Source organism: Rhizobium sp. BK049, assembly GCF_014193135.1.
In the GTDB taxonomy this organism is placed as follows: Bacteria; Pseudomonadota; Alphaproteobacteria; order Rhizobiales; family Rhizobiaceae; genus Rhizobium.
This window is the reverse complement of record NZ_JACHYV010000014.1, coordinates 61,599-80,305: the sequence shown is the minus strand read 5'-3', so window position 1 is coordinate 80,305 and position 18,707 is coordinate 61,599. Positions and strand designations below refer to the sequence as shown.

The window sequence follows — 18,707 nt, the reverse complement described above, 5'->3', positions numbered from 1 at the left end:
CGCCAGCCGAAGCGGATCGCGCCCTTGTTACGGGGTTGCTTGTTCCGGTTGACCTATCGCGCCGATCCTCCACATCTGCGGCGATCCGGAATTTCGGCCGATGCGGGTTCTTGCAAAGGTTGACGTTCACTCCCCGGAAGGGACTGGCACCGAAGCCGCCTTGAATGTCCGAGGAAATCTCCGGCATGAGCAATGCCCCGACCACCAGCGTTATTGGGGGTTTGCTTAAGATGGTCCTCACGATTCCACGTTAGTGGCCGGGCGGCAGGGCGGCCTTTTGCATTTGCCGGCGGATCGTCCGTTACTCCGGTTTGACAGGAATGTTGAGGCCTCTGGCGCTTGCCGGGCGCGCGATGCAGCGTTCCAGCCAATCGGAAACGGCGGGGAATTTCGCATATTCGAGAATCTCACGGCCGCCATAGAAGATATCGGCGCCGCGAATCCAGGTAAAAGTGGTGATGTCGGCAATCGTATATTGTTCACCCATGATCCATTGGCGGCCTTTCAGCCGGCCTTCGAGCACGCCGAGCAGCCGCTTGGATTCATCGCGGTAGCGCTCCACCGGATAGGAATTATTGGCGACCTTGTCGGCGGCGAATTTGTAGAAATGCCCGAACTGACCGAGCATTGGGCCGATCCCGGCCATCTGGAAAAACACCCACTGGATGCATTCATAGCGGCCGGCGGCATCGGCGGGGATGAGCTTTCCGGTCTTTTCGGCGAGGTAGAGCAGGATGGCGCCGGATTCGAACAGCCCGATCGGCTTTCCCCCAGGCCCGTTCGGATCGATGATCGCCGGAATGCGGCCGTTCGGATTGAGCGATTCGAATTCCGGCGAGTTCTGCTCGTTGGCGGCAAAGGAAATATAGTGCGGCTCGTAGGGGAGCCCGAGCTCTTCGAGGGCGACCGATACCTTCACCCCGTTCGGCGTCTGCAGTGAATAGAGCTGGATGATATCGGGATTTTTCGCCGGCCAGCGCGTGGTGATCGGAAATGCGGAAAGATCTGCCATAAGAGACTCCATATTATCGGCCGACCATAGAAGACGATGCTCCGGAAAGGCAAGCGAGGGTATTGTTCCATATTGTTGAACGAAGCGTCCCCTTCTGTTTATCTTTCCATGACGGAAGAAATCGGCGACATAGGGGTATCAGAGATCCACAGCGTGCCGGGGGCACCAAGATCTCCCGAGCCTTCAAACGGAGACAATATCCATGTCGAACGCCATCATCCTGATTGCCCGCATTCTTCTGTCATTCATGTTCATCCTTTCCGGCTTCATGAAGCTGACCGATCCCGCCGGTACTGCGGGCATGATCGCCGGTGCCGGCCTGCCGGCGGCAACCCTGTTGGCCTATGTCGCAGGCCTTTTCGAACTGCTGGCCGGCCTTGCGGTTCTCGCAGGCTTCCAGGTCCGTATTGCCGGCTGGCTGCTCGCTGGCTTCTGTGTCTTTACGGGCGTTGCCTTCCATCTGCCCTACGCTAGCGGCACGGAACTCGTGAACATTCTCAACCAGATCATGGTTATGAAGAACATCACGCTGGCCGGCGCGTACATCCTGCTCGCCACCGTCGGTGCCGGTGCCTATTCGATCGACGCACGCCGTGGTCTGCAGGCCGTCGCTGCCCGCTAATTCCATCTCCTCCCAAGCATGCAAAACCCGCCGTCATTGAACTGACGGCGGGTTTTCTTACGCGTTGATAGTAGAGATTAGAGGGCGGCGCGCACCGCGTCGACGATCGCCTGCACGACCGGCGAGTCCACGTGGCTCTCCTTGCGGGCACGCACGAGGCAGGCCTGCGAGTGCAGGATGACACCGTCTTGGAGCACCTTCAGATGATTGGCCCGCAGCGTCGAGCCGGTGGAGGTGATATCGACGATGATATCGGCCGAACCGGAGGCGGGAGCGCCTTCGGTCGCACCCAGGCTTTCGACGATGCGATAAAGCTGGATGCCATGCTGGCTCGAAAAGAACTGTTGGGTCAGGCGCCAGTATTTGGTGGCGATGGCAAGGCGTCGGCCGTGGCGGGCGCGGAAATCGGCGGCGACATCGCCGAGATCGGCCATGGTGTCGACATCGAGCCAGATCTCGGGCACCGCGACGACGACATCGGCGTGGCCGAAGCCGAGCCGGGCGCAGAATTCGACACGCTTGTCGACCTCGGAAAAGCCCTCGCGCATGAGGTCCTCGCCGGTGACGCCGAAGTCGACGGTGCCGTTGCCGAGTTCACGGGAGATTTCGGAGGCCGAGAGGAAGGCGATTTCCACATCGTCCCAGCCTTCGACGCGGCCGCGATAGGAGCGGTCGTTGCCAACCGCCGAGATCGGCATGCCGGCCCGCTCGAATATCGCCGAAGCGTCGTCCTTCATCCGGCCCTTCGAGGGAAGCGCGATCATGATGGTCATGCGGCTGCCCTTTCGGTTTCGATGCGGTCGAGCCAGAAGGAGAAGCCGACGGCCGGAATGCGGTCCGTCGCGCCGAGGAAGGTTAAGAGCCGGTCGAAGCGGCCGCCGCCGGCTAGAACCGCGCTCGAACCTTCCACCGTCACCTCGAAGACGAGGCCGGTGTAATAATCGAGCGGACGCCCGAAAGCGGCGCGATAGTCCAGGCAGGACAGATCGACGCCGGCATCGGCAAGGGCGGCAACGCGGCCGTTAAAGCGCGACAGCGCATTGCCGAGCTTCAAGCCGGCAGCGTCGGCAAAGCCGGCAAGTGCTGCGGACGCATTGACGAGCGGCACGTGCAGCGACAGGAACTCTTCCAGCACATGGAAGGCGGCATCGTCGAGACGCGTCTCGGACAGGATGAGCTTTTCCTTGAGGCGGCGGGCGATCTCCAGCGGCGAGCGGCTGGCATTCGTCGAGTAACCCGTCGCCTGCATCTCGTGCTCGATATGGGCGACCAGCGCCTGATCGTCGCCTGAGGCAACAATCCTGGCGATATCATCGTCGAGGCCGGTGACGAATTGCGGGCTGACGAGGCCGGCCAGCAGCGCCTCCAGCTGCCTCATGTTGCCGAAAGCGTGGATCAGTCGTTTCTGCCAGCCGAGCGGCAGGCCGAGCGCCTGGACGACCGCCTCGAACACCGCTTGATCGCCCAACGTCACGGCTAAGCGCCGGCCCGGCAGCAGGCGGGCGAGAATGCCGGTGGCGTCGCCGATGGCGCGCGCATCGGCGCCCGGTATGTCGATGTCGCCGAGATCCTCGATGCCGGCCTGATAGAATTCATTGGCGCCGTCGCGGCGCTGGCGGAAGACCTCGCCGAGATAGGCGTAACGCTTGGGCGTGCCGGTCGCCGTCTCGATGTGGCGCAGACAGACGGGGATGGTGAATTCGGGCCGCAGGCAGAGGCTGGCGCCGGTTTCGCTCTCGGTCATGAAGATGCGCCGGCGCAGATCCTCGCCGGCAATATCGAGGAACGGCTCGGCCGGCTGAATGACCGGCGTATCGATGCGCTCGGCGCTCCGGGCGGCAAATTCGGCAAGCAGCTCGCTGGAGAATTCGGGGAGGTTGATCAGGGGCATTGGGTTGACTTCCCTCTTCTCCCCAACGGGGAGAAGATGCCCGACAGGGCAGATGAGGGGGATGAGAAGTGCAAACGACGAATGTCCCGAGCGGCGAGCGAAGGACAGCTTCTGCCGTGGCGCCCCCTCATCCGACCCTTCGGGCCACCTTCTCCCCGAGGGGAGAAGGGGAGTTCTCTCTCAAATGTCGTCATCTGTGTCACCGGCTTGAGCGGGATCATCTGCAGTTTCGAAGCGGGAGCCTGCCCTCTTCCAATCCTCAGCCTGCGCCGCAAGGATTTCCTTCACCTTGGCGACGAGATCGGCTTCCGCAACCGTCTCCTGCGCCACGCGGGCCTCGCGCCAGCTGGCATTGTCCTCGATTTCGCCGGAGAGCCGCTTGCCCTCGATCAGATCCTTGATCTGCACTACGCCTTGGGCGCGCTCGTCGCCGCCCTGGATGATGGCAATGGGGCAGCCGCGGCGGTCGGCATATTTCAGCTGGTTGCCGAATTTCTTCCAGTTGCCCTGGAACATCTCGGCGCGGATGCCGGCGGCGCGCAGCTGCTGGGTCATCTTCTGATAGCGGCCCATCGCCTCGACGTCGCCGTCCATCACCGTCACCAGCACCGGCTCGATCACCGCGCTCGCTCCGAGCTTGCCGAGGTTCTTCAGCGCCGTCATCAGGCGCGAGACGCCGATCGAAAAGCCGGTCGCCGGCACCGGCTGGCCCATGAAGCGTGAGACCAGGCCGTCATAACGGCCGCCGCCACCGACCGAGCCGAAGACGACCTTCTCGCCCTTTTCATTGGTGACGTCGAAGAGAAGCTCGGCCTCATAGACCGGGCCGGTATAATATTCGAGGCCGCGCACGACCGAGGGGTCGATCTTGATGCGGTCGGCGCCATAGCCGGCGCTCGTGACGAGTGCACCGATGAAATTCAACTCCTCGACGCCTTCGGCGCCCTTCGACGTCCCCGCAACGAGTTCGGCCAGACGTCCGGCGCTTTCGGCATAATCCTTGATGCCGACGAAGAACAGCACCTTGTCGATCTGCGCCTGATTGAGGCCGGCGCCCTTGGTGAAGTCGCCGGATTCATCCTTGCGGCCGGGGCCGAGCAGCAGCGAGACACCTTCCGGGCCGAACTTGTCGAGCTTATCGATGGCGCGCAGAACGTTGAGCCGCTGGCCGGCCTTGTCGTCGCCGCCGAGGCCGATCGCCTCCAAGACGCCGTCCAGAACCTTGCGGTTGTTGACTCGGATGACGTAGTCGCCGCGCTTGATGCCGAGGGCCTCGAGCGTATCGGCCATCATCATGCACATTTCGGCATCGGCCTGAACACCAGGCGCGCCCACGGTATCGGCATCGAACTGCATGAACTGGCGGAAGCGGCCGGGGCCGGGCTTCTCGTTACGGAATACGTAGCCGGCGCGATAGGTGCGGTAGGGAAGCTGGATCTCGTTGAAATTTTCCGCGACGTGGCGGGCAAGCGGCGCCGTCAGGTCGTAACGCAGCGACATCCACTGCTCGTCATCATCCTGCAGCGAGAAGACGCCCTCGTTCGGCCGGTCGCTGTCGGGCAGAAACTTGCCGAGCGCATCGGTATATTCGAACAGCGGCGTTTCCACAGGATCGAAACCATAATGCTCGTAGACTTCCCGGATCTTTGCCGTCATCTCGTTGACGGCGCGGATATCGTCGGCCGAGCGGTCGACGAAGCCGCGCGGCAGGCGGGCCTTGAGCTTTTGCGGTTTCTTCTGCTTGTCGTTCATTTCCGGGAATTCCGCTGACTGTGACAGTGGCGGTGTCCTAGCGGATTGGGCGGGGAGCGGCAAGGGCGAAGGGCCTTGGTGGCACTGCCGGAATCGATTGAACGAGAGGCATTGTTCAGAATGCGGATATGCTCATGATCACCGAGGCGCTCCTCTATGCCGCGACGTTGCCGCTGACCGGCAAGCGCCATCGAAAGTTCATCCGCTATTCCATCAATCTCTGGTCGCGGGCTGGACGCTGCGCCCGTAATTGGGCCGACCACGAAGAGAAGAGCCGCAATGCGATCCGTGCGGCGGCGGCCGGGCTCCGTCAGAAACGGACCGCCGTCGTGCTCGGCTCCGGCCTGTTGCGGGACGTGCCGATCGACGAGCTGGTACGCAATTTCGACACGGTCGTGCTCATCGATCTCGTTCATCTCGCCTCAGTACGGCTGTGGCTTGCGGCCAAGGGCTATCGCAACGTCCGGCTGATCGAGCGCGATCTCTCCGGCTATGACGAACTCGCGGCCGGGCAAGAAGCCGAACCGCTCGGGTTCCTGCGTAGCGTGCCCTATCTCGATTTCGTGGTTTCCGCCAATCTCTTGTCGCAGATCGGCCGCGGCGTGAAACGGCGCCATGAGGCAGAGGCAGCCGGTCGAATGCCTGAAGACACTGTGGAGAGGCTGGTCGCTGCGCATCTCAGCGGCCTTTCGGGACTTTCCTGCCGGCATTGCCTCGTGACCGACATCGCCTATGCCGTCATCGACCGCAACGGCAAAACACATGAGGAGGCCGACCTGCTGCACGGCGTGACCCCGCCGCCGGCGAAAGCGGTCTGGACATGGCCGGTCGCTCCGCTCGGCGAAGAGAGCAGGAATTACCGGATCGAACACAAGGTGATTGCCGCCTGGTGAAAGGCCTGTCGCGCCGTCGACGATTGAGATTTGCGTTACTGACTTGGCTTCCGCCGGGATTTGCCTACATTGAAACTCATGCGCACGCTCGCTCTCATGACGATGGTACTCGGCTGGCTGGTCTACAGCGCGATGTCCGCATGGGCAGGCTGTCCGACATGCGCATCGATGAACGGGCCGGCGGCCCCCAGGTCCGCCACCATGGATCACGCGATGGCCGGGATGGACATGTCCGGAGCGACGGGCAAGGCGCAGGCGCTGAAAGATCCCTGCGCTGCCGGCAGGGCGGCGCAAATGCCACTTTGTGCGGCCTGTCTGTTGCTGCCGCCGGCGGCCATGACGGCCGCTGGTGTAAAGCCGGTTTTCGCCTATCCCGCGCCGGCGCTTGCCCGCGTCCTGGATGACGATCGCCCTGCTCCGCTGGCGCCCCCTCCCCGAATGTTCTGATCTCGGATTCTTTCATGCCGAACGGGCGGCAGGCGCCGCCCAAAAACCTATTGTCAGACAGAGGAAGGAACTCTCATGTCTCTGAAAATCATCGCCATCACCACAGTGCTCGCTGCCCTTGCTTCGCCCGCTCTTGCCGAAGACAAACCCATGGACATGAACAAGCCGATGACCGGCCACGACGCCTCCAGCCAGGCGTTCAAGAAGGCGAACGACAAGATGCACGAGGATATGATGATCAAGTACAGTGGCGACGCCGATACGGATTTCGTCCGCAGCATGATCCCCCACCATCAGGGAGCGATCGACATGGCCAAGATCGAGCTCCAGTACGGAAAGGACCCCGATCTGCGCAAACTCGCCGAAGCCGTCATCAAGGCACAGGAAGCCGAGATTACGGAGATGAATGCCTGGCTCAAAGCTCACGGCAAATAGCCGATCGTCTGAAAACGGGAACGCCGGATCTTTCCGGCGTCCCTGCGAAGTGCTGGACCGGATTTCGGCGATCAGTCCTTCGGCTCGAAATCGGCCGGGCGTCGGCCGGCTCCCTGCCTTGCCAGCATCCAGCCCGGATATTCAGGCGCCAGCGCGCTTACCTCGTCGAGCCTCTGCATATCGCCTTCCTCGAGCTTCAGCCTGACGGCGGCGAGGTTCTGGTCGAGCTGATCGACACGCTTGGCGCCGATGATGACAGAGGTGACGAAAGGCTTTGCGAGGATGTAGGCGAGTGCAACGGTCGCGACGCTGACGCCATGCTTTTCGGCAATCTCGCGCATGACGGCGACGCAGGCCCAGGCCCTGTCCTTGTCGACCGGCGGGAAGTCGAAATTGGCGCGGCGGCCCTCGCCGTTGCCGGGGGCGCCCGGACCATACTTGCCGGAGAGCAGGCCGCCGGCGAGCGGCGACCAGACCATCAGGCCGAGCTTTTCCTCCTGCATCATCGGCACGATATCCCGTTCGAGATCACGGCCGGCGATGGAATAATAGGCCTGCACCGTTTCGAACCGGGCAAAGCCGCGGCGTTCGGAGAGACCGAGCGCCTTGGAAATGCGCCAGGCCTGCCAGTTGGAGACGCCGATATAGCGCACAAGACCACGCGAAACGAGATCGTCGAAAGCGCGCAACGTCTCCTCGATCGGCGTCACCGTATCTGTCGCGTGGATCTGATAGAGGTCGATATGATCGGTCTGCAACCGCTTGAGGCTCGCCTCGACCGAATCCATGATATGGCCGCGCGAGGCGCCGCGGTCGTTCGGCTTGTCGCCCATGACGCCATAGACCTTGGTGGCGATGACGACGTCCTTGCGGGGGATGTCGAGGTTCTTCAGCGCTTGGCCGAGCAGCCTTTCGGACTCGCCTGATGAATAGACATCGGCCGTGTCGATGAAATTGACGCCTGCTACAAGCGAGCGCTCGACGATCCGGTCGGCGGCATTCTGGTCGACATCGGCGATAGCGCCCCACATGCTGCCTTCTTTGGCTTCGCCGAAGGTCATCGTGCCCAGGCAGATTTCCGAGACGAAAAGTCCCGTATTTCCGAGTTGATTGTAACGCATGGTCGAAAAAATCCTTTGTGTCTGCCGCAAGAGGGACTTGCGAACGGAAGAACTTCATCTTTTGATTATTGGCCTGCGCGCGACAGGCACAGCCGTGGCTGGCTGCTGGGTGAGGCCCATTCGATGTAGTGCGACGGCGGCGCTTTTCAACGCCAGGCCTTGTCGCATCGAAGGCTGACGCCCTTGTCTCGACTTAGCCCTTGTCTCGACACAGGCGGCCGATAGATTGCCGGCCATAGTTCAAGAGGTGCACATGTGACGACGCGAGCACTGACGACGATCGGCTTCGACGCCGACGACACGCTTTGGCAGAACGAACAATATTACCGACTGACGGAAGCTCATTTTACCGAGCTTCTTGCCGATTTCGCCGAAGGCCCGAAGATCTCCGAGCGGCTGCTGGAAGCCGAGAAACGCAATCTTCGCCACTACGGCTTCGGCATCAAGGGCTTCACGCTATCGATGATCGAGACGGCGATCGAGATCACCGAGGGCAAGGTGCCGGCGAGCGTCATCGCCAAGATCCTCGATACTGGCCGCGACCTGCTCAGCCATCCGGTCGAGACGATGCCGCATGCGCGCGACACGCTGGAGGCGCTCGCCGGCAAGTATCTGCTTGTCATGATCACCAAGGGCGATCTCTTCGACCAGGAGCGTAAGCTCGCCCAATCCGGGCTCGGCGACTTCTTCGATGCCGTCGAGATCGTGTCCGACAAGACTGCCGTCACCTATCGCCGCATCTTCTCCAAGGTTGGCGACGGGCCGGAGCGAGCGATGATGGTTGGCAATTCGCTGAAATCGGATATCGTGCCGGCGATCGCCGCCGGCAGCTACGGCGTCTTCGTGCCGCACGAACTCACCTGGGTGCTGGAACATGTGGACGAACCGACGGAAGCGCCGCGCTTCCGCAAGATCGGCCATCTCGGCGAATTGCGCGAACTGATTGACGGGCTCGCATAGCGCGGCCGCGCCTCACTTCGCCTTGGGAGGCGCCTTCGGAAACAGTGAGGGCGATTCCGGCTGAGCCGGCGGCTGCTGCGGGGCTGTGGTCAAGGGCTCGATCAGGATGCTGAAGGGGGCGCCGAGGCCGCGGCGCGGCGAGACCTTGGAGTAATAGGGCCGCAGCAGCCAGGTGGTATTTTCCTTCACCGTCGTCTGGTAGCTCATGCCGTCCTCATCGGTGCCGAAGAAAGCTTCGTCATCGGGTTTCGACAGGTCGAAGATCGCCAGGAAGGCGAACTTGCTCTTGGTGGAAAAATCGATCTTCACGTGCTGACCGGCGCGCACCGGCAGCGTGTAAACATGGCTATTGCCGAATTTCGTCCATCCCTTGAGTTGCATCGTGACGGCCGGAAACTGCAGCTTCTCCAGCTTCTCGCCGGGATCGAGCTGCGGCGTCTGCGCCGCGGCAAATGCCGGCAAGAAGAACAGGGCAAGGGTCAATATTTTCACGGACAGATCTTTCATGGTCGAACCAATACGGCGCGCATCGCCTCCACCTCGGGCCGGCAGAAACAACCCTCCAGATGATCGTTGACGAGGCCCATCGCCTGCATGAAGGCATAAATTGTGGTCGGGCCGACAAAGGTCCAGCCGCGTTTCTTCAGATCCTTCGAAATGACGACCGATGTCGGCGTCGTCGGATTGGCGACTATGTGGTCGCGATCGACCACAGCCGGCCTCTCGTTGTGGCCGGGTTCGTAGCGCCAGAAATAACCGGCGAGCGAGCCGAATTCGTCCCGAAGTTCGATGGCGCGCCTGGCATTGTTGATCGTGGAGACGATCTTGCCGCGATGACGGATAATGCCGGCATCGGCCAGGCAGCGGGCCACATCCTGCTCACCGAAGAGGGCAACCTTCTCGAAATCGAAACCGGCGAAGGCGGCGCGGAAATTCTCCCGCTTGCGCAGGATGGTCAGCCAGGAAAGGCCGGACTGGAATCCTTCGAGGCAAATCTTCTCGAACAGGCGGATATCGTCGGTGACCGGCCGGCCCCATTCCTCGTCGTGGTACTTGAGATAGTCCGGCAGGTTGGCGTGCCAGTGGCAGCGGCTCCTGCCGTCCTCGCCGATGATGATGCCATTCGTGCTCATGTCCGCTTCATTTTCGGGGATCCGCTTCGCTGTCCAGTCATGATTCCGGCTTTACCATTTGCAAACCGTCTTTCCAAACCGATCGGTAACCCTGACGAAAAGTTTATTCGGCCCGTCGGTTTTTCACGGATCGATATTTACCATTCGCTGGCGGATGGGGTGGCAGCGTCTGTGCGAGCGGATCCGTCCCGCCAGTCCATTTTCGGTCATTTGTAGAGAGTTCGTCCGATGATGAAACACCTTTTTCTAGCCGCAGCCTTCTGCGGCATCTTCTCCACGGCCGCCGTTGCGGACGACCGCTACGCCACCCGTCCGCCAGTCATCCTCAGCCCCGATCTGACCGCACCGTGGATCAATCAGCTCGGCGGCAAGGTCCGGCCTGTCGTCTATCAGCGCCCGGTGGTGCAGCCGCAGCAGCGTGGTCTTTTCCAGCGCCGCATCATGCGTCAGGCGCCGCAGCCGGCCCCTCAGACCGTTTCGGCGATCAATCCCGGCATACCGGCGATCCGCCATCCGATCGAGCCGCAATATCTGCCGCAGATGGTCGATTACGACACCACGGAAAAGCCCGGGACCATCGTCATCGACACCAACAACCGCTTTCTCTATCTGGTCATGGACGGCGGCAGGGCGCGGCGCTACGGTGTCGGCGTCGGCAAGCCGGGCTTCGAATGGGCGGGCGTCCATAAGATCACCCGCAAGACGGAATGGCCGGACTGGACGCCGCCTTCCGAGATGATCAGCCGCGAGGCCGCCAAGGGTCATTATCTGCCGGCGCGCATGGACGGCGGCCCGGAAAACCCGCTCGGCGCGCGCGCCATGTATCTCGGCTCGACGCTTTACCGCATCCATGGCACCAACGCGCCCTGGTCGATCGGCAGCGCCGTTTCTTCCGGCTGCATCCGCCTGCGCAACGAGGACGTCGTCGATCTCTACGACCGCGTCAACGTCGGAACCCGCGTTATCGTCATGTAACGGCACACGCAAAAGCTGGAGCACCAGCAAGAGTGTTCAGCAGTTTTGCGTTGGGAATCGAGTAAAAACAATGAGATGGAGCATATTCGTGTTTCGGAGAAATACGGAAATGCTCTATGACGCCCCTAAGACAGGCGGCTTCACTCGTCAAAATTGCTTTATCCGGCCATGTCGATCTTGAATCGGGCAGAAGATCATGTAGCTTCGGGCGGACTTGCTTGAGGGGAATCGACTATGATCAAAGTGATGCCGGGACTGGCCGCGGCCGGACTTGTCCTGTCCTTGATTTCTACATCAGCCTTCGCCGCGCCAGTCGGCTCGGCTTCCGACAATGCACGGCAGCCGGCGCAGATCGTGCGCGTGGCGCAGATGCCGAAGTACGTAAAGCCGCAGTTCAAGCGCAAGAAAGTGCGCCTGGTGACCACGGAAGCGGCTGGCACCGTCATCATCGATACCAACAACAAATATCTCTACCTGGTCGAAGGCAACAACCGCGCCACCCGCTACGGCATCGGCGTCGGCCGCGACGGCTTCGGCTGGTCGGGTATCGTTAAGATCGGCCGCAAGGCCGAATGGCCGGCCTGGACGCCGCCGGCCGAAATGCGCCGCCGCGAAGCCGCCAAGGGCCACATCATCCCCGCCTACCAGGAAGGCGGCGAGGACAATCCGCTCGGCGCCCGCGCCATGTATCTCTATCAGGGCGGCCGCGACACCATCTTCCGCATCCACGGCACCAACCAGCCCTGGACGATCGGCCTCAACATGTCTTCCGGCTGCATCCGCATGATGAACGAGGACGTGATGCATCTTTATGATCGCGCCCCGGTCGGCACCAAGGTGATCGTCATCGGTCCCGGCAACAAGCAGGGCAACGTGGCGTTCGAAGACAGAGGCATCGACGTGTTGCGCACGATGTTCGGCGGCTGAGCAACACTTTAGAAAAAAACGAAGGCGCCATTGGAGGCGCCCTTTGTTTTGCTTAGACATTGCGGCGGAAAACTGCCAAAGCTGCCTCAGAGTCGACATATTGCAATTTGGGGTTATTCAATGACGTCTGCGCTGCGCTCCTCCGCCTCCCTGTTTGCGGGCATCGCGCTTTTCACCATCTGTTCAGCAGCCTCGGCTTCAGCGGAAGATCTGGAATTCTCCATCTATGGCGGCTACCAGACCGCGCCGCACAGTGGTGTCGACGTCTCCGACGGCACGCATTTCACGGCCGGCTGGGAAGGCAAATCCTTCGGCAGCCCGCCCTATTACGGCGGCCGCGTCACCTGGTGGCTCGAGAATTTCAACAAGCCGAACTGGGGTATCTCGCTCGATTATACCCATGACAAGGTCTATGCCGATGACGACACGCTCGCCAAGGCCGGCTGGTCGCATTTCGAATTCACCGACGGCCTGAACCTGCTCACCGTGAACGGTCTCTATCGCTTCCAGGATCCGACTCGCCGCTGGACGCCCTATCTCGGCGCCGGCATCGGCGTCAACATTCCGCATGTCGAAGTGATTCGCCCCGAGGGCAAGACCTGGGCTTATGAATTCGGCGGCGTGACGCTGCAGGCTCAGGCCGGCGTCGACTTCAAGGTGACCGACCGCTGGTCGACCTTCGTCGAATACAAGGGCACCTATTCGCGCGTCGACGTTCCGATCGACAGCGGCGACCGGCTGAAGACCAACATCTTCACCAACGCCGTCAATGTCGGCGTATCGTTCCACTGGTAATGAATTGAAATTCAGCTGCGGCGCTATTTCGTGCCGCAGCTGACCTTGCCCTCGGCGGCGTAAGGTTTGCCGCCGCCCTCGATCGTCAGGGAATAGGTGCCGCTGAAATTCGCCGCCGGCTTGCCACGCGCGCCGGCGACCACCACCAGATCCAGCGTTGCGCCGCCGGTATCGTCACCGCCGCCGTCGAAGACTTCCAGGAGCAGTTCGCCATCGCGCGACCAGTGATTGCTTAGATGCTGTGATTCGAACACACGTTTTGCAAAGGCCGCTTGTGCGGGATCCTTGACAATAAGCGCGCCGCGGAAATGGTTGAGCCTGTGGCCGGCATCGCTTGCGAAACCGCTTTCGAGGGTGAACCGCGCCTGCGCGTCATCGGCGGAACAAAATAGGCGGCTGTCGGCACGGGCCGCGCCTGCCGCACCGAGCAGTCCCGCAAGTACAATCATTCCCCGCCACATCGCCCAACCTCCCGGGAGCGGCCCGAATGGGCCCGCATTCCCTTCAGCCTAACGACAAACCGGTTAATTTTTCCGGCATAGCGCCGCCATAGGCCCAATCGAGAAGTTCGACCGTATGCAGGATCGGGATCTCGGTTCCGGTGGCGATCTGGGTGATGCAGCCGATATTGCCGGTGGCGATGATATCGGCCTTGGTGGCTTCGATGTTTTTGACCTTACGGGCCTTCAGCGCCGCCGAAATCTCCGGCTGCAGGATGTTGTAGGTGCCGGCCGAGCCGCAGCAGAGATGGCCTTCGGCCGGATCGCGCACGGTGAAGCCCGCCGCCTTCAGCAGTTGCTTCGGCTGAAGGGTGATGCGCTGGCCGTGCTGCATCGAACAGGCGGAATGATAGGCGACCGTGATGCCCCTCGGCATATGGGCCGGCAGGTCGAGGGTCGCCAGATATTCGCTAATGTCCTTTGCCAGCGCCGAAATCCTGGCCGCCTTTGCTGCATAGGCGGGGTCGAGGCGCAGCATGTGACCGTAGTCCTTGATCGTCGTGCCGCAGCCCGAAGCGGTGATGATGATCGCATCGAGGCCATGACTCTCGATCTCGCGCGTCCAGATATCGACGTTGGTGCGGGCGCTTGCGAGCGCCTGCTCGGCCCGGCCCATATGGTGGACCAGCGAACCGCAGCAAACCTCGCCTTCCGGCGCCACGACCTCGACGCCGAACCGCGTCAGCAGCCCGATCGCCGCCGCGTTGATGCCGGGATCGAGCACCGGCTGGGCGCAGCCGGACAGGATCGCCACCCGGCCGCGCCGCTCCGCCCCGGGCCGATATGTGCCGGGTTTTGAAAAGTCTGAAGGCGCGCGAACGCGGTGCGGTGCAAGCGCCAGCATGGCGGCAAAGGGTTTCAGCGCTGCCCCCCGCATCAGTGCGGCAAAGGGGCGGCCGAGACGGGCGAGATGGAGCGCCAGCCGGAACCGGCCGGGAAAGGGCAGCACGGCCGCGAGAATGGCGCGCGTCAGCCGGTTCATGAACGGCCGTCTGTAAGTCTTTTCGATATGGGCGCGGGCATGATCGACCAGATGCATATAGTCGACGCCCGAGGGACAGGTGGTGACGCAGGCAAGGCAGGAGAGACAGCGGTCGATATGGGTGACGACCTCGGCATCGGCGGGCCGGCCGTGTTCCAGCATGTCCTTGATGAGATAGATGCGGCCGCGCGGGCTATCGAGCTCGTTGCCGAGCGTCACATAGGTGGGACAGGTGGCGGTGCAGAAACCGCAATGAACGCATTTGCGCAGGATCTGCTCCGATTCGGCGACATGGGGATCGGCGAGCTGGGCCGGGGTGAAATTGGTTTGCATCTAGCGGGTCCTCCGCTTAGGGGGCGCTGTGCCTGGGGCGGCCCCCTCTGTCCTGCCGGACATCTCCCCTACAAGGGGGGAGATCGGCAAGACGATCGGCCATCGGTCCCTCTCTGCCGTGTTCGACCGGCAGTGCCCCCGTTGTTTGGGGAAGCCGTCGCCCCGATCCGATCTCGCCCCTTGTGGGGGAGATGTCCGGCAGGACAGAGGGGGGTGACCCGCGCACAGACTCATCTTCTCACCCCATCTTCCCCGGATTAAAAATCCCAGCCGGATCGAACTTTTCCCTCACCCGCCGCGACAGCATCGCCACCGCCTCCGGCTCCGGATGAAACGCCGCCGTTGCCGCCCTCGCTGCCTCCGATGCACGGATCAGTGTCGCATGGCCGCCGCCGAGCGCCTTGATGAAGCGGCGGACCAGATCTGCTTCAGGATCCGCCTCCATCCTCATCCAGACGAGACCGCCCTGCCAGTCGTAGAAGGCGTCGACGCCGGCTTCGAGGCGGAGTGCCGAGACCAGTTGATGGCCGGTTCCCGGCGCAACCGAAACGCGCCAGACCGGCCGCGTCGTGCCGTCGGCATAGGGTAATACATCACGGATTTCTCGCCAGAGTCTGCGGCTTTCCGGCTCATTCAGCCGCGTCACCGTGGCAAAGGCCGACATCGCGGCCGCAAGCTTCTCGATGCGCACGTCGACCGAACCGGGCAAGCCTTCGACGCGCAGAACCGTCGCCTCGCCCTCGGGCAATTTGCCGGCAAGGAATTTCCAGGTCACCGTCAGCGGCAGATGGGCAGCACCGGAGATCTCGACCGGCAGCGCCATCGCCGCCGCCATGCCATTGGCCGCTTCGGCATCGTTGAGGCCGGAGAGCACCAGCGTCTGTTCCGTCTTCGGGCGCGGCGGCACGCGGAAGGTCAGTTCGGTGATGAAACCCAGCGTGCCGTGCGAGCCGGCGATCAGCTTGACGAGATCGAGGCCGGTCACATTCTTCATCACCCGGCCGCCGGCCTTGATGATCTCGCCCCTGCCGTTGACGAAGCGCACGCCGAGCAGGCTGTCGCGGGCAGCCCCCGCAATGAGGCGGCGCGGGCCGGAGACATTGGCGGCAAAGACGCCGCCGATCGTCGGCTCGCCCGATCTGCGCATGATTGGCCGATGATCCATTGGCTCGAAGGCAAGCATCTGGCCGCCTTCGGACAGTGCCGCCTCGACCTCGGCAAGCGGCGTACCCGAGCGGACCGTCATGACCATCTCGCCGGGATTGTAGGCGATGATGCCGGAAAGCCTGGTCGATCGCAGGCGGTCTTCCGATGCAACGGCGTTGCCGAAACCCGAGCGCGTATCACCGCCACAGATAGCGAGCGGCCGGTTCGTCTCCGCATGTGTGAGGACGATCGCCGCCGCCTGTTCCTCGCTTGTGGGCATCAGATCGATCATTGGGCCGGGCGCCCTTCGAGCGGGAAGACCTTCGATGGGTTGAGGAGCCAGCCCGGATCGAAGGCGGCGCGCACCGCCATCTGCTGGGCGAGATCGGCCTCCGAATACTGATGGCGCATAAGGTCGCGCTTTTCGATGCCGACGCCATGCTCGCCGGTGAGGCAGCCGCCGGCGTCGACGCAGAGCTTGAGGATATCGTTGCCGGCGGCTTCGGCGCGGGCGGCATCCTCGGGGTCGTTGGCATTGAAGAGGATCAGCGGATGCATGTTGCCGTCGCCGGCATGAAAGACGTTGGCAACCCGCAGGCCGTAATGATCGACGATCTCCGTGGTCTTCTTCAGCACATGGGAAAGCTGGCTGAGCGGCACGGTGCCGTCCATGCAGATATAGTCGGCGATGCGGCCGGTGGCGCCGAAGGCGGATTTGCGCCCTTTCCAGATCAGCGCGGCCTCGGTGGCCGACTGACATTCGCGTACGGTCTTCACAGCATGGCGGCGGGCGATCTCGACGATATCCTTCAGGGTGGCGTCCATTTCGGCTTCCGAACCCTCGACCTCGACGATCAGCAGCGCCCCGACATCGAGGGGATAGCCGGCATGGGCGAAGGCCTCGCAGATCTCGATTGCCGGCTTGTCCATGAATTCGATGGCAACCGGGATTATGCCGGCGGCGATGATATCGGCAACGCAGGCGCCGGCCTCTTCCGAGCTTTCGAAGCCGAAGAGCACGGGACGGGCACCTTCCGGCTTGGCGATCAGCCGCACCGTTGCCTCGGTGACTATGCCGAGCTGGCCTTCGTGGCCGCAGACGAGGCCGAGCAGGTCGTAACCGGCCGCGTCCAGCGCCTTGCCGCCGAGCTCGATCACCGTGCCGTCGACCAGCACCATTCTGACGCCGAGCAGATTGTTGGTGGTAACGCCATATTTCAGGCAATGGGCGCCGCCGGAATTCATGCCGATATTGCCGCCGATCGTGCAGGCGAGCTGCGAACTCGGATCAGGCGCGTAGAAGAAGCCGTCGGCTGAGACGGATTCGGAAATGTTGAGATTGGTGACACCCGCCTGAACGACGGCGACACGGTTCGGCAGATCGATTTCGAGAATGCTGTTCATCTTCGACAGGCCGAGCACGACGGCATCCTCCTGCGGAATGGCGCCGCCGGAAAGCGAAGTGCCGGCGCCGCGCGGCACGACGGGAATGCCGTAGCGGTGGCAATAGCGCATGACGGCCGCGACCTCGGCCGTGGTGCGCGGCAGGGCGACGGCGAGCGGCAGTCGGCGATAGGACACGAAGGCGTCGGTTTCGAACGGCACCAGCTCGCGCGCCTCATGAACCAGGCATTCCGGCGGCAGAAGATCGGCGAGATCGGCAACGATCCGGGCGCGGCGCGCCAGCACATCGGCGCGCGGGGCGAGAAACGGAATGGCGTCGGACATGGTGTCCTCCCTGATCCTGACGACCGGAAATCACAGCTGAAAGATGACAGCGGGACGGGCCGCCAGCCTCTGCCTCCGGTGAACCGGCTTAGCACTTTCCCGAAAGTGGCGCAAATGCTAAGCACTTATGTCAAAAGGGAAAAAGTCTGAAAACCTTATGACCAATCTGGGTGATCTCGAAATCTTCGCCAAGGTCGTTTCGACTGGCAGCATGTCGCTCGCCGGGCGGGCCCTCGGCTTTTCGCCCGCGGTCGTCTCCAAGCGGATCAAACGGCTGGAGGACCGGCTCGGCACCCGGCTTCTGCAGCGCACGACGCGGCAGATCTCGCTGACGGAAGCCGGACAGGGTTTTTACGACCGTGTCCTCGGTATTCTCGCCGGGTTGGAGGAGGCTGAATTTTACATTTCCGGCCGCTCGGCGCAGATGCACGGCACGCTGAAGATCTCGGCGCCGACCTCCTTCGGCCGCATGCATATCGCGCCGCATTTGAAGGCGTTCATGCAGGCGCACCCGGAGCTTGCCATTAACCTGGTGCTGACCGACGAATTCAGCGACATCATCGGCGGCGGCTTCGATCTGGCGATCCGCATCGCCGAGTTGACGGATTCGAGCCTCGTTGCCCGGCGGCTGGCGCCGGTGCGACGGGTGCTCTGTGCCTCGTCGGACTATCTCGCTGCGCATGGCAAACCGGGGGACATCGAGGATCTGAAACACCACCGATGCCTTCCGGCGCACAACAACGACACGTGGCGGCTGATCGGGCCGGAGGGTGCGCTCAGCCTGCGGCCGGAGGGCATGCTGATCACCAATTCCAGCGAAGTGATCCGCGAAGCGGTGATCGCAGGCCTTGGAATTGCCCTGCGCTCGACCTGGGATATCGGCAAGGAACTTAAGTCCGGCCGACTGGTGCAGGTGCTGCCGGCCTATGAGGGCTCACAGAATGTTGGCCTGTCGGCCGTCTATCCCAGCCGCCAGTTCCTGCCGGCCAAGGTGCGGCTGTTCATCGACTATCTGGCCGAGCTTTATGGTCCCGTCCCTTATTGGGAGCTCTGAC

At 62.5% G+C, this 18,707-nt stretch carries 20 protein-coding genes; 9 read left to right on the top strand and 11 right to left on the bottom strand.

Annotation, left to right across the window (positions count from 1 at the left end):
- Positions 1-301 precede the first annotated feature (301 nt).
- Positions 302-1,012 (bottom strand): glutathione binding-like protein, encoded by a 711-nt coding sequence (locus FHT70_RS16235; protein WP_183702933.1) that lies wholly within the window; start codon positions 1,010-1,012, stop codon positions 302-304.
- A 202-nt stretch (positions 1,013-1,214) separates the two neighbouring features.
- On the opposite strand from FHT70_RS16235, the gene FHT70_RS16230 reads away from it, so the two are divergent.
- On the top strand, positions 1,215-1,634 hold the full coding sequence (locus tag FHT70_RS16230) for a DoxX family protein (protein ID WP_085777104.1): 420 nt from the start codon (positions 1,215-1,217) through the stop codon (positions 1,632-1,634).
- A gap of 77 nt (positions 1,635-1,711) precedes the next feature.
- Here the strand turns inward: FHT70_RS16230 and hisG are convergent, their stop codons facing one another.
- The 3 genes from hisG to hisS all read right to left on the bottom strand — a co-directional run bounded on the left by hisG (position 1,712) and on the right by hisS (position 5,277).
- A complete protein-coding gene (gene hisG, locus FHT70_RS16225) occupies positions 1,712-2,407 on the bottom strand; it encodes an ATP phosphoribosyltransferase (RefSeq protein ID WP_183702930.1) in 696 nt (231 codons plus the stop codon).
- Positions 2,404-3,579, bottom strand: a complete 1,176-nt coding sequence (locus tag FHT70_RS16220; RefSeq protein ID WP_348649553.1) for an ATP phosphoribosyltransferase regulatory subunit — start codon at positions 3,577-3,579, stop codon at positions 2,404-2,406. The genes hisG and FHT70_RS16220 overlap by 4 nt, the downstream gene beginning before the upstream one ends.
- Positions 3,580-3,705: 126 nt before the next feature.
- The gene (gene hisS / locus FHT70_RS16215; protein WP_183702924.1) at positions 3,706-5,277 is read right to left on the bottom strand and encodes a histidine--tRNA ligase; all 1,572 of its coding nucleotides are present in this window, start codon (positions 5,275-5,277) and stop codon (positions 3,706-3,708) included.
- A 128-nt stretch (positions 5,278-5,405) separates the two neighbouring features.
- On the opposite strand from hisS, the gene FHT70_RS16210 reads away from it, so the two are divergent.
- The 3 genes from FHT70_RS16210 to FHT70_RS16200 all read left to right on the top strand — a co-directional run bounded on the left by FHT70_RS16210 (position 5,406) and on the right by FHT70_RS16200 (position 7,052).
- The gene (locus FHT70_RS16210) at positions 5,406-6,170 is read left to right on the top strand and encodes a hypothetical protein (RefSeq protein WP_183702921.1); all 765 of its coding nucleotides are present in this window, start codon (positions 5,406-5,408) and stop codon (positions 6,168-6,170) included.
- Between the two features lie 78 nt (positions 6,171-6,248).
- Positions 6,249-6,617 carry a hypothetical protein gene (locus FHT70_RS16205; protein WP_183703078.1) on the top strand — a complete coding sequence of 123 codons (369 nt, stop codon included), beginning with the start codon at positions 6,249-6,251 and terminating at the stop codon, positions 6,615-6,617.
- 75 nt (positions 6,618-6,692) lie between these two features.
- Positions 6,693-7,052, top strand: a complete 360-nt coding sequence (locus FHT70_RS16200) for a DUF305 domain-containing protein (protein ID WP_183702918.1) — start codon at positions 6,693-6,695, stop codon at positions 7,050-7,052.
- Positions 7,053-7,123: 71 nt separating this feature from the next.
- Here the strand turns inward: FHT70_RS16200 and FHT70_RS16195 are convergent, their stop codons facing one another.
- Positions 7,124-8,173, bottom strand: a complete 1,050-nt coding sequence (locus FHT70_RS16195) for an aldo/keto reductase (RefSeq protein WP_183702915.1) — start codon at positions 8,171-8,173, stop codon at positions 7,124-7,126.
- A gap of 255 nt (positions 8,174-8,428) precedes the next feature.
- Here FHT70_RS16195 and FHT70_RS16190 point away from each other — a divergent pair, with 255 nt between their 5' ends.
- Positions 8,429-9,133 (top strand): HAD family hydrolase, encoded by a 705-nt coding sequence (locus FHT70_RS16190; RefSeq protein ID WP_183702912.1) that lies wholly within the window; start codon positions 8,429-8,431, stop codon positions 9,131-9,133.
- A 12-nt stretch (positions 9,134-9,145) separates the two neighbouring features.
- On the opposite strand, the gene FHT70_RS16185 is transcribed toward FHT70_RS16190, so the two are convergent.
- Positions 9,146-9,640 carry a hypothetical protein gene (locus FHT70_RS16185; protein ID WP_183702909.1) on the bottom strand — a complete coding sequence of 165 codons (495 nt, stop codon included), beginning with the start codon at positions 9,638-9,640 and terminating at the stop codon, positions 9,146-9,148.
- On the bottom strand, positions 9,637-10,266 hold the full coding sequence (locus tag FHT70_RS16180; RefSeq protein WP_183702906.1) for a DNA-3-methyladenine glycosylase I: 630 nt from the start codon (positions 10,264-10,266) through the stop codon (positions 9,637-9,639). The genes FHT70_RS16185 and FHT70_RS16180 overlap by 4 nt, the downstream gene beginning before the upstream one ends.
- 228 nt (positions 10,267-10,494) lie before the next feature.
- Here FHT70_RS16180 and FHT70_RS16175 point away from each other — a divergent pair, with 228 nt between their 5' ends.
- The 3 genes from FHT70_RS16175 (at position 10,495) to FHT70_RS16165 (ending at position 12,963) form a co-directional block, all read left to right on the top strand.
- Positions 10,495-11,241, top strand: coding sequence for a L,D-transpeptidase (locus FHT70_RS16175; RefSeq protein ID WP_183702903.1), 747 nt, complete (start codon positions 10,495-10,497; stop codon positions 11,239-11,241).
- 234 nt (positions 11,242-11,475) lie between these two features.
- Complete coding sequence (locus tag FHT70_RS16170) at positions 11,476-12,168, top strand: L,D-transpeptidase (RefSeq protein ID WP_085777092.1); 693 nt, start codon at positions 11,476-11,478, stop codon at positions 12,166-12,168.
- A 120-nt stretch (positions 12,169-12,288) separates the two neighbouring features.
- Positions 12,289-12,963: an outer membrane beta-barrel protein gene (locus FHT70_RS16165; RefSeq protein ID WP_183702900.1), complete on the top strand. Its 675-nt coding sequence runs from the start codon at positions 12,289-12,291 to the stop codon at positions 12,961-12,963.
- Positions 12,964-12,986: 23 nt separating this feature from the next.
- On the opposite strand, the gene FHT70_RS16160 is transcribed toward FHT70_RS16165, so the two are convergent.
- The 4 genes from FHT70_RS16160 to FHT70_RS16145 all read right to left on the bottom strand — a co-directional run bounded on the left by FHT70_RS16160 (position 12,987) and on the right by FHT70_RS16145 (position 17,652).
- Entirely contained in the window at positions 12,987-13,424 is a 438-nt protein-coding gene (locus FHT70_RS16160) for a hypothetical protein (RefSeq protein WP_097597807.1), read from the bottom strand.
- 43 nt (positions 13,425-13,467) lie between these two features.
- Positions 13,468-14,778 (bottom strand): glycolate oxidase subunit GlcF, encoded by a 1,311-nt coding sequence (glcF, locus tag FHT70_RS16155; protein WP_183702898.1) that lies wholly within the window; start codon positions 14,776-14,778, stop codon positions 13,468-13,470.
- 238 nt (positions 14,779-15,016) lie between these two features.
- Positions 15,017-16,216 carry an FAD-binding protein gene (locus tag FHT70_RS16150; protein ID WP_183702895.1) on the bottom strand — a complete coding sequence of 400 codons (1,200 nt, stop codon included), beginning with the start codon at positions 16,214-16,216 and terminating at the stop codon, positions 15,017-15,019.
- A complete protein-coding gene (locus FHT70_RS16145; RefSeq protein WP_097597810.1) occupies positions 16,213-17,652 on the bottom strand; it encodes an FAD-linked oxidase C-terminal domain-containing protein in 1,440 nt (479 codons plus the stop codon). Before FHT70_RS16145 ends, FHT70_RS16150 begins: the two co-directional genes overlap by 4 nt.
- A gap of 157 nt (positions 17,653-17,809) precedes the next feature.
- On the opposite strand from FHT70_RS16145, the gene FHT70_RS16140 reads away from it, so the two are divergent.
- Positions 17,810-18,706, top strand: coding sequence for a LysR family transcriptional regulator (locus FHT70_RS16140; protein ID WP_183702892.1), 897 nt, complete (start codon positions 17,810-17,812; stop codon positions 18,704-18,706).
- Position 18,707 lies beyond the last annotated feature (1 nt).

Bases quoted from the DNA above. Each gene is read 5' to 3' on its own strand.
- FHT70_RS16235 (WP_183702933.1), bottom strand. From the start codon at position 1,012: ATGGCAGATCTTTCCGCATTTCCGATCACCACGCGCTGGCCGGCGAAA.
- FHT70_RS16230 (WP_085777104.1), top strand. From the start codon at position 1,215: ATGTCGAACGCCATCATCCTGATTGCCCGCATTCTTCTGTCATTCATG.
- hisG (WP_183702930.1), bottom strand. From the start codon at position 2,407: ATGACCATCATGATCGCGCTTCCCTCGAAGGGCCGGATGAAGGACGAC.
- hisS (WP_183702924.1), bottom strand. From the start codon at position 5,277: ATGAACGACAAGCAGAAGAAACCGCAAAAGCTCAAGGCCCGCCTGCCG.
- FHT70_RS16210 (WP_183702921.1), top strand. From the start codon at position 5,406: ATGCTCATGATCACCGAGGCGCTCCTCTATGCCGCGACGTTGCCGCTG.
- FHT70_RS16205 (WP_183703078.1), top strand. From the start codon at position 6,249: ATGCGCACGCTCGCTCTCATGACGATGGTACTCGGCTGGCTGGTCTAC.
- FHT70_RS16200 (WP_183702918.1), top strand. From the start codon at position 6,693: ATGTCTCTGAAAATCATCGCCATCACCACAGTGCTCGCTGCCCTTGCT.
- FHT70_RS16195 (WP_183702915.1), bottom strand. From the start codon at position 8,173: ATGCGTTACAATCAACTCGGAAATACGGGACTTTTCGTCTCGGAAATC.
- FHT70_RS16185 (WP_183702909.1), bottom strand. From the start codon at position 9,640: ATGAAAGATCTGTCCGTGAAAATATTGACCCTTGCCCTGTTCTTCTTG.
- FHT70_RS16180 (WP_183702906.1), bottom strand. From the start codon at position 10,266: ATGAGCACGAATGGCATCATCATCGGCGAGGACGGCAGGAGCCGCTGC.
- FHT70_RS16175 (WP_183702903.1), top strand. From the start codon at position 10,495: ATGATGAAACACCTTTTTCTAGCCGCAGCCTTCTGCGGCATCTTCTCC.
- FHT70_RS16170 (WP_085777092.1), top strand. From the start codon at position 11,476: ATGATCAAAGTGATGCCGGGACTGGCCGCGGCCGGACTTGTCCTGTCC.
- FHT70_RS16165 (WP_183702900.1), top strand. From the start codon at position 12,289: ATGACGTCTGCGCTGCGCTCCTCCGCCTCCCTGTTTGCGGGCATCGCG.
- FHT70_RS16160 (WP_097597807.1), bottom strand. From the start codon at position 13,424: ATGTGGCGGGGAATGATTGTACTTGCGGGACTGCTCGGTGCGGCAGGC.
- glcF (WP_183702898.1), bottom strand. From the start codon at position 14,778: ATGCAAACCAATTTCACCCCGGCCCAGCTCGCCGATCCCCATGTCGCC.
- FHT70_RS16150 (WP_183702895.1), bottom strand. From the start codon at position 16,216: ATGATCGATCTGATGCCCACAAGCGAGGAACAGGCGGCGGCGATCGTC.
- FHT70_RS16145 (WP_097597810.1), bottom strand. From the start codon at position 17,652: ATGTCCGACGCCATTCCGTTTCTCGCCCCGCGCGCCGATGTGCTGGCG.
- FHT70_RS16140 (WP_183702892.1), top strand. From the start codon at position 17,810: ATGACCAATCTGGGTGATCTCGAAATCTTCGCCAAGGTCGTTTCGACT.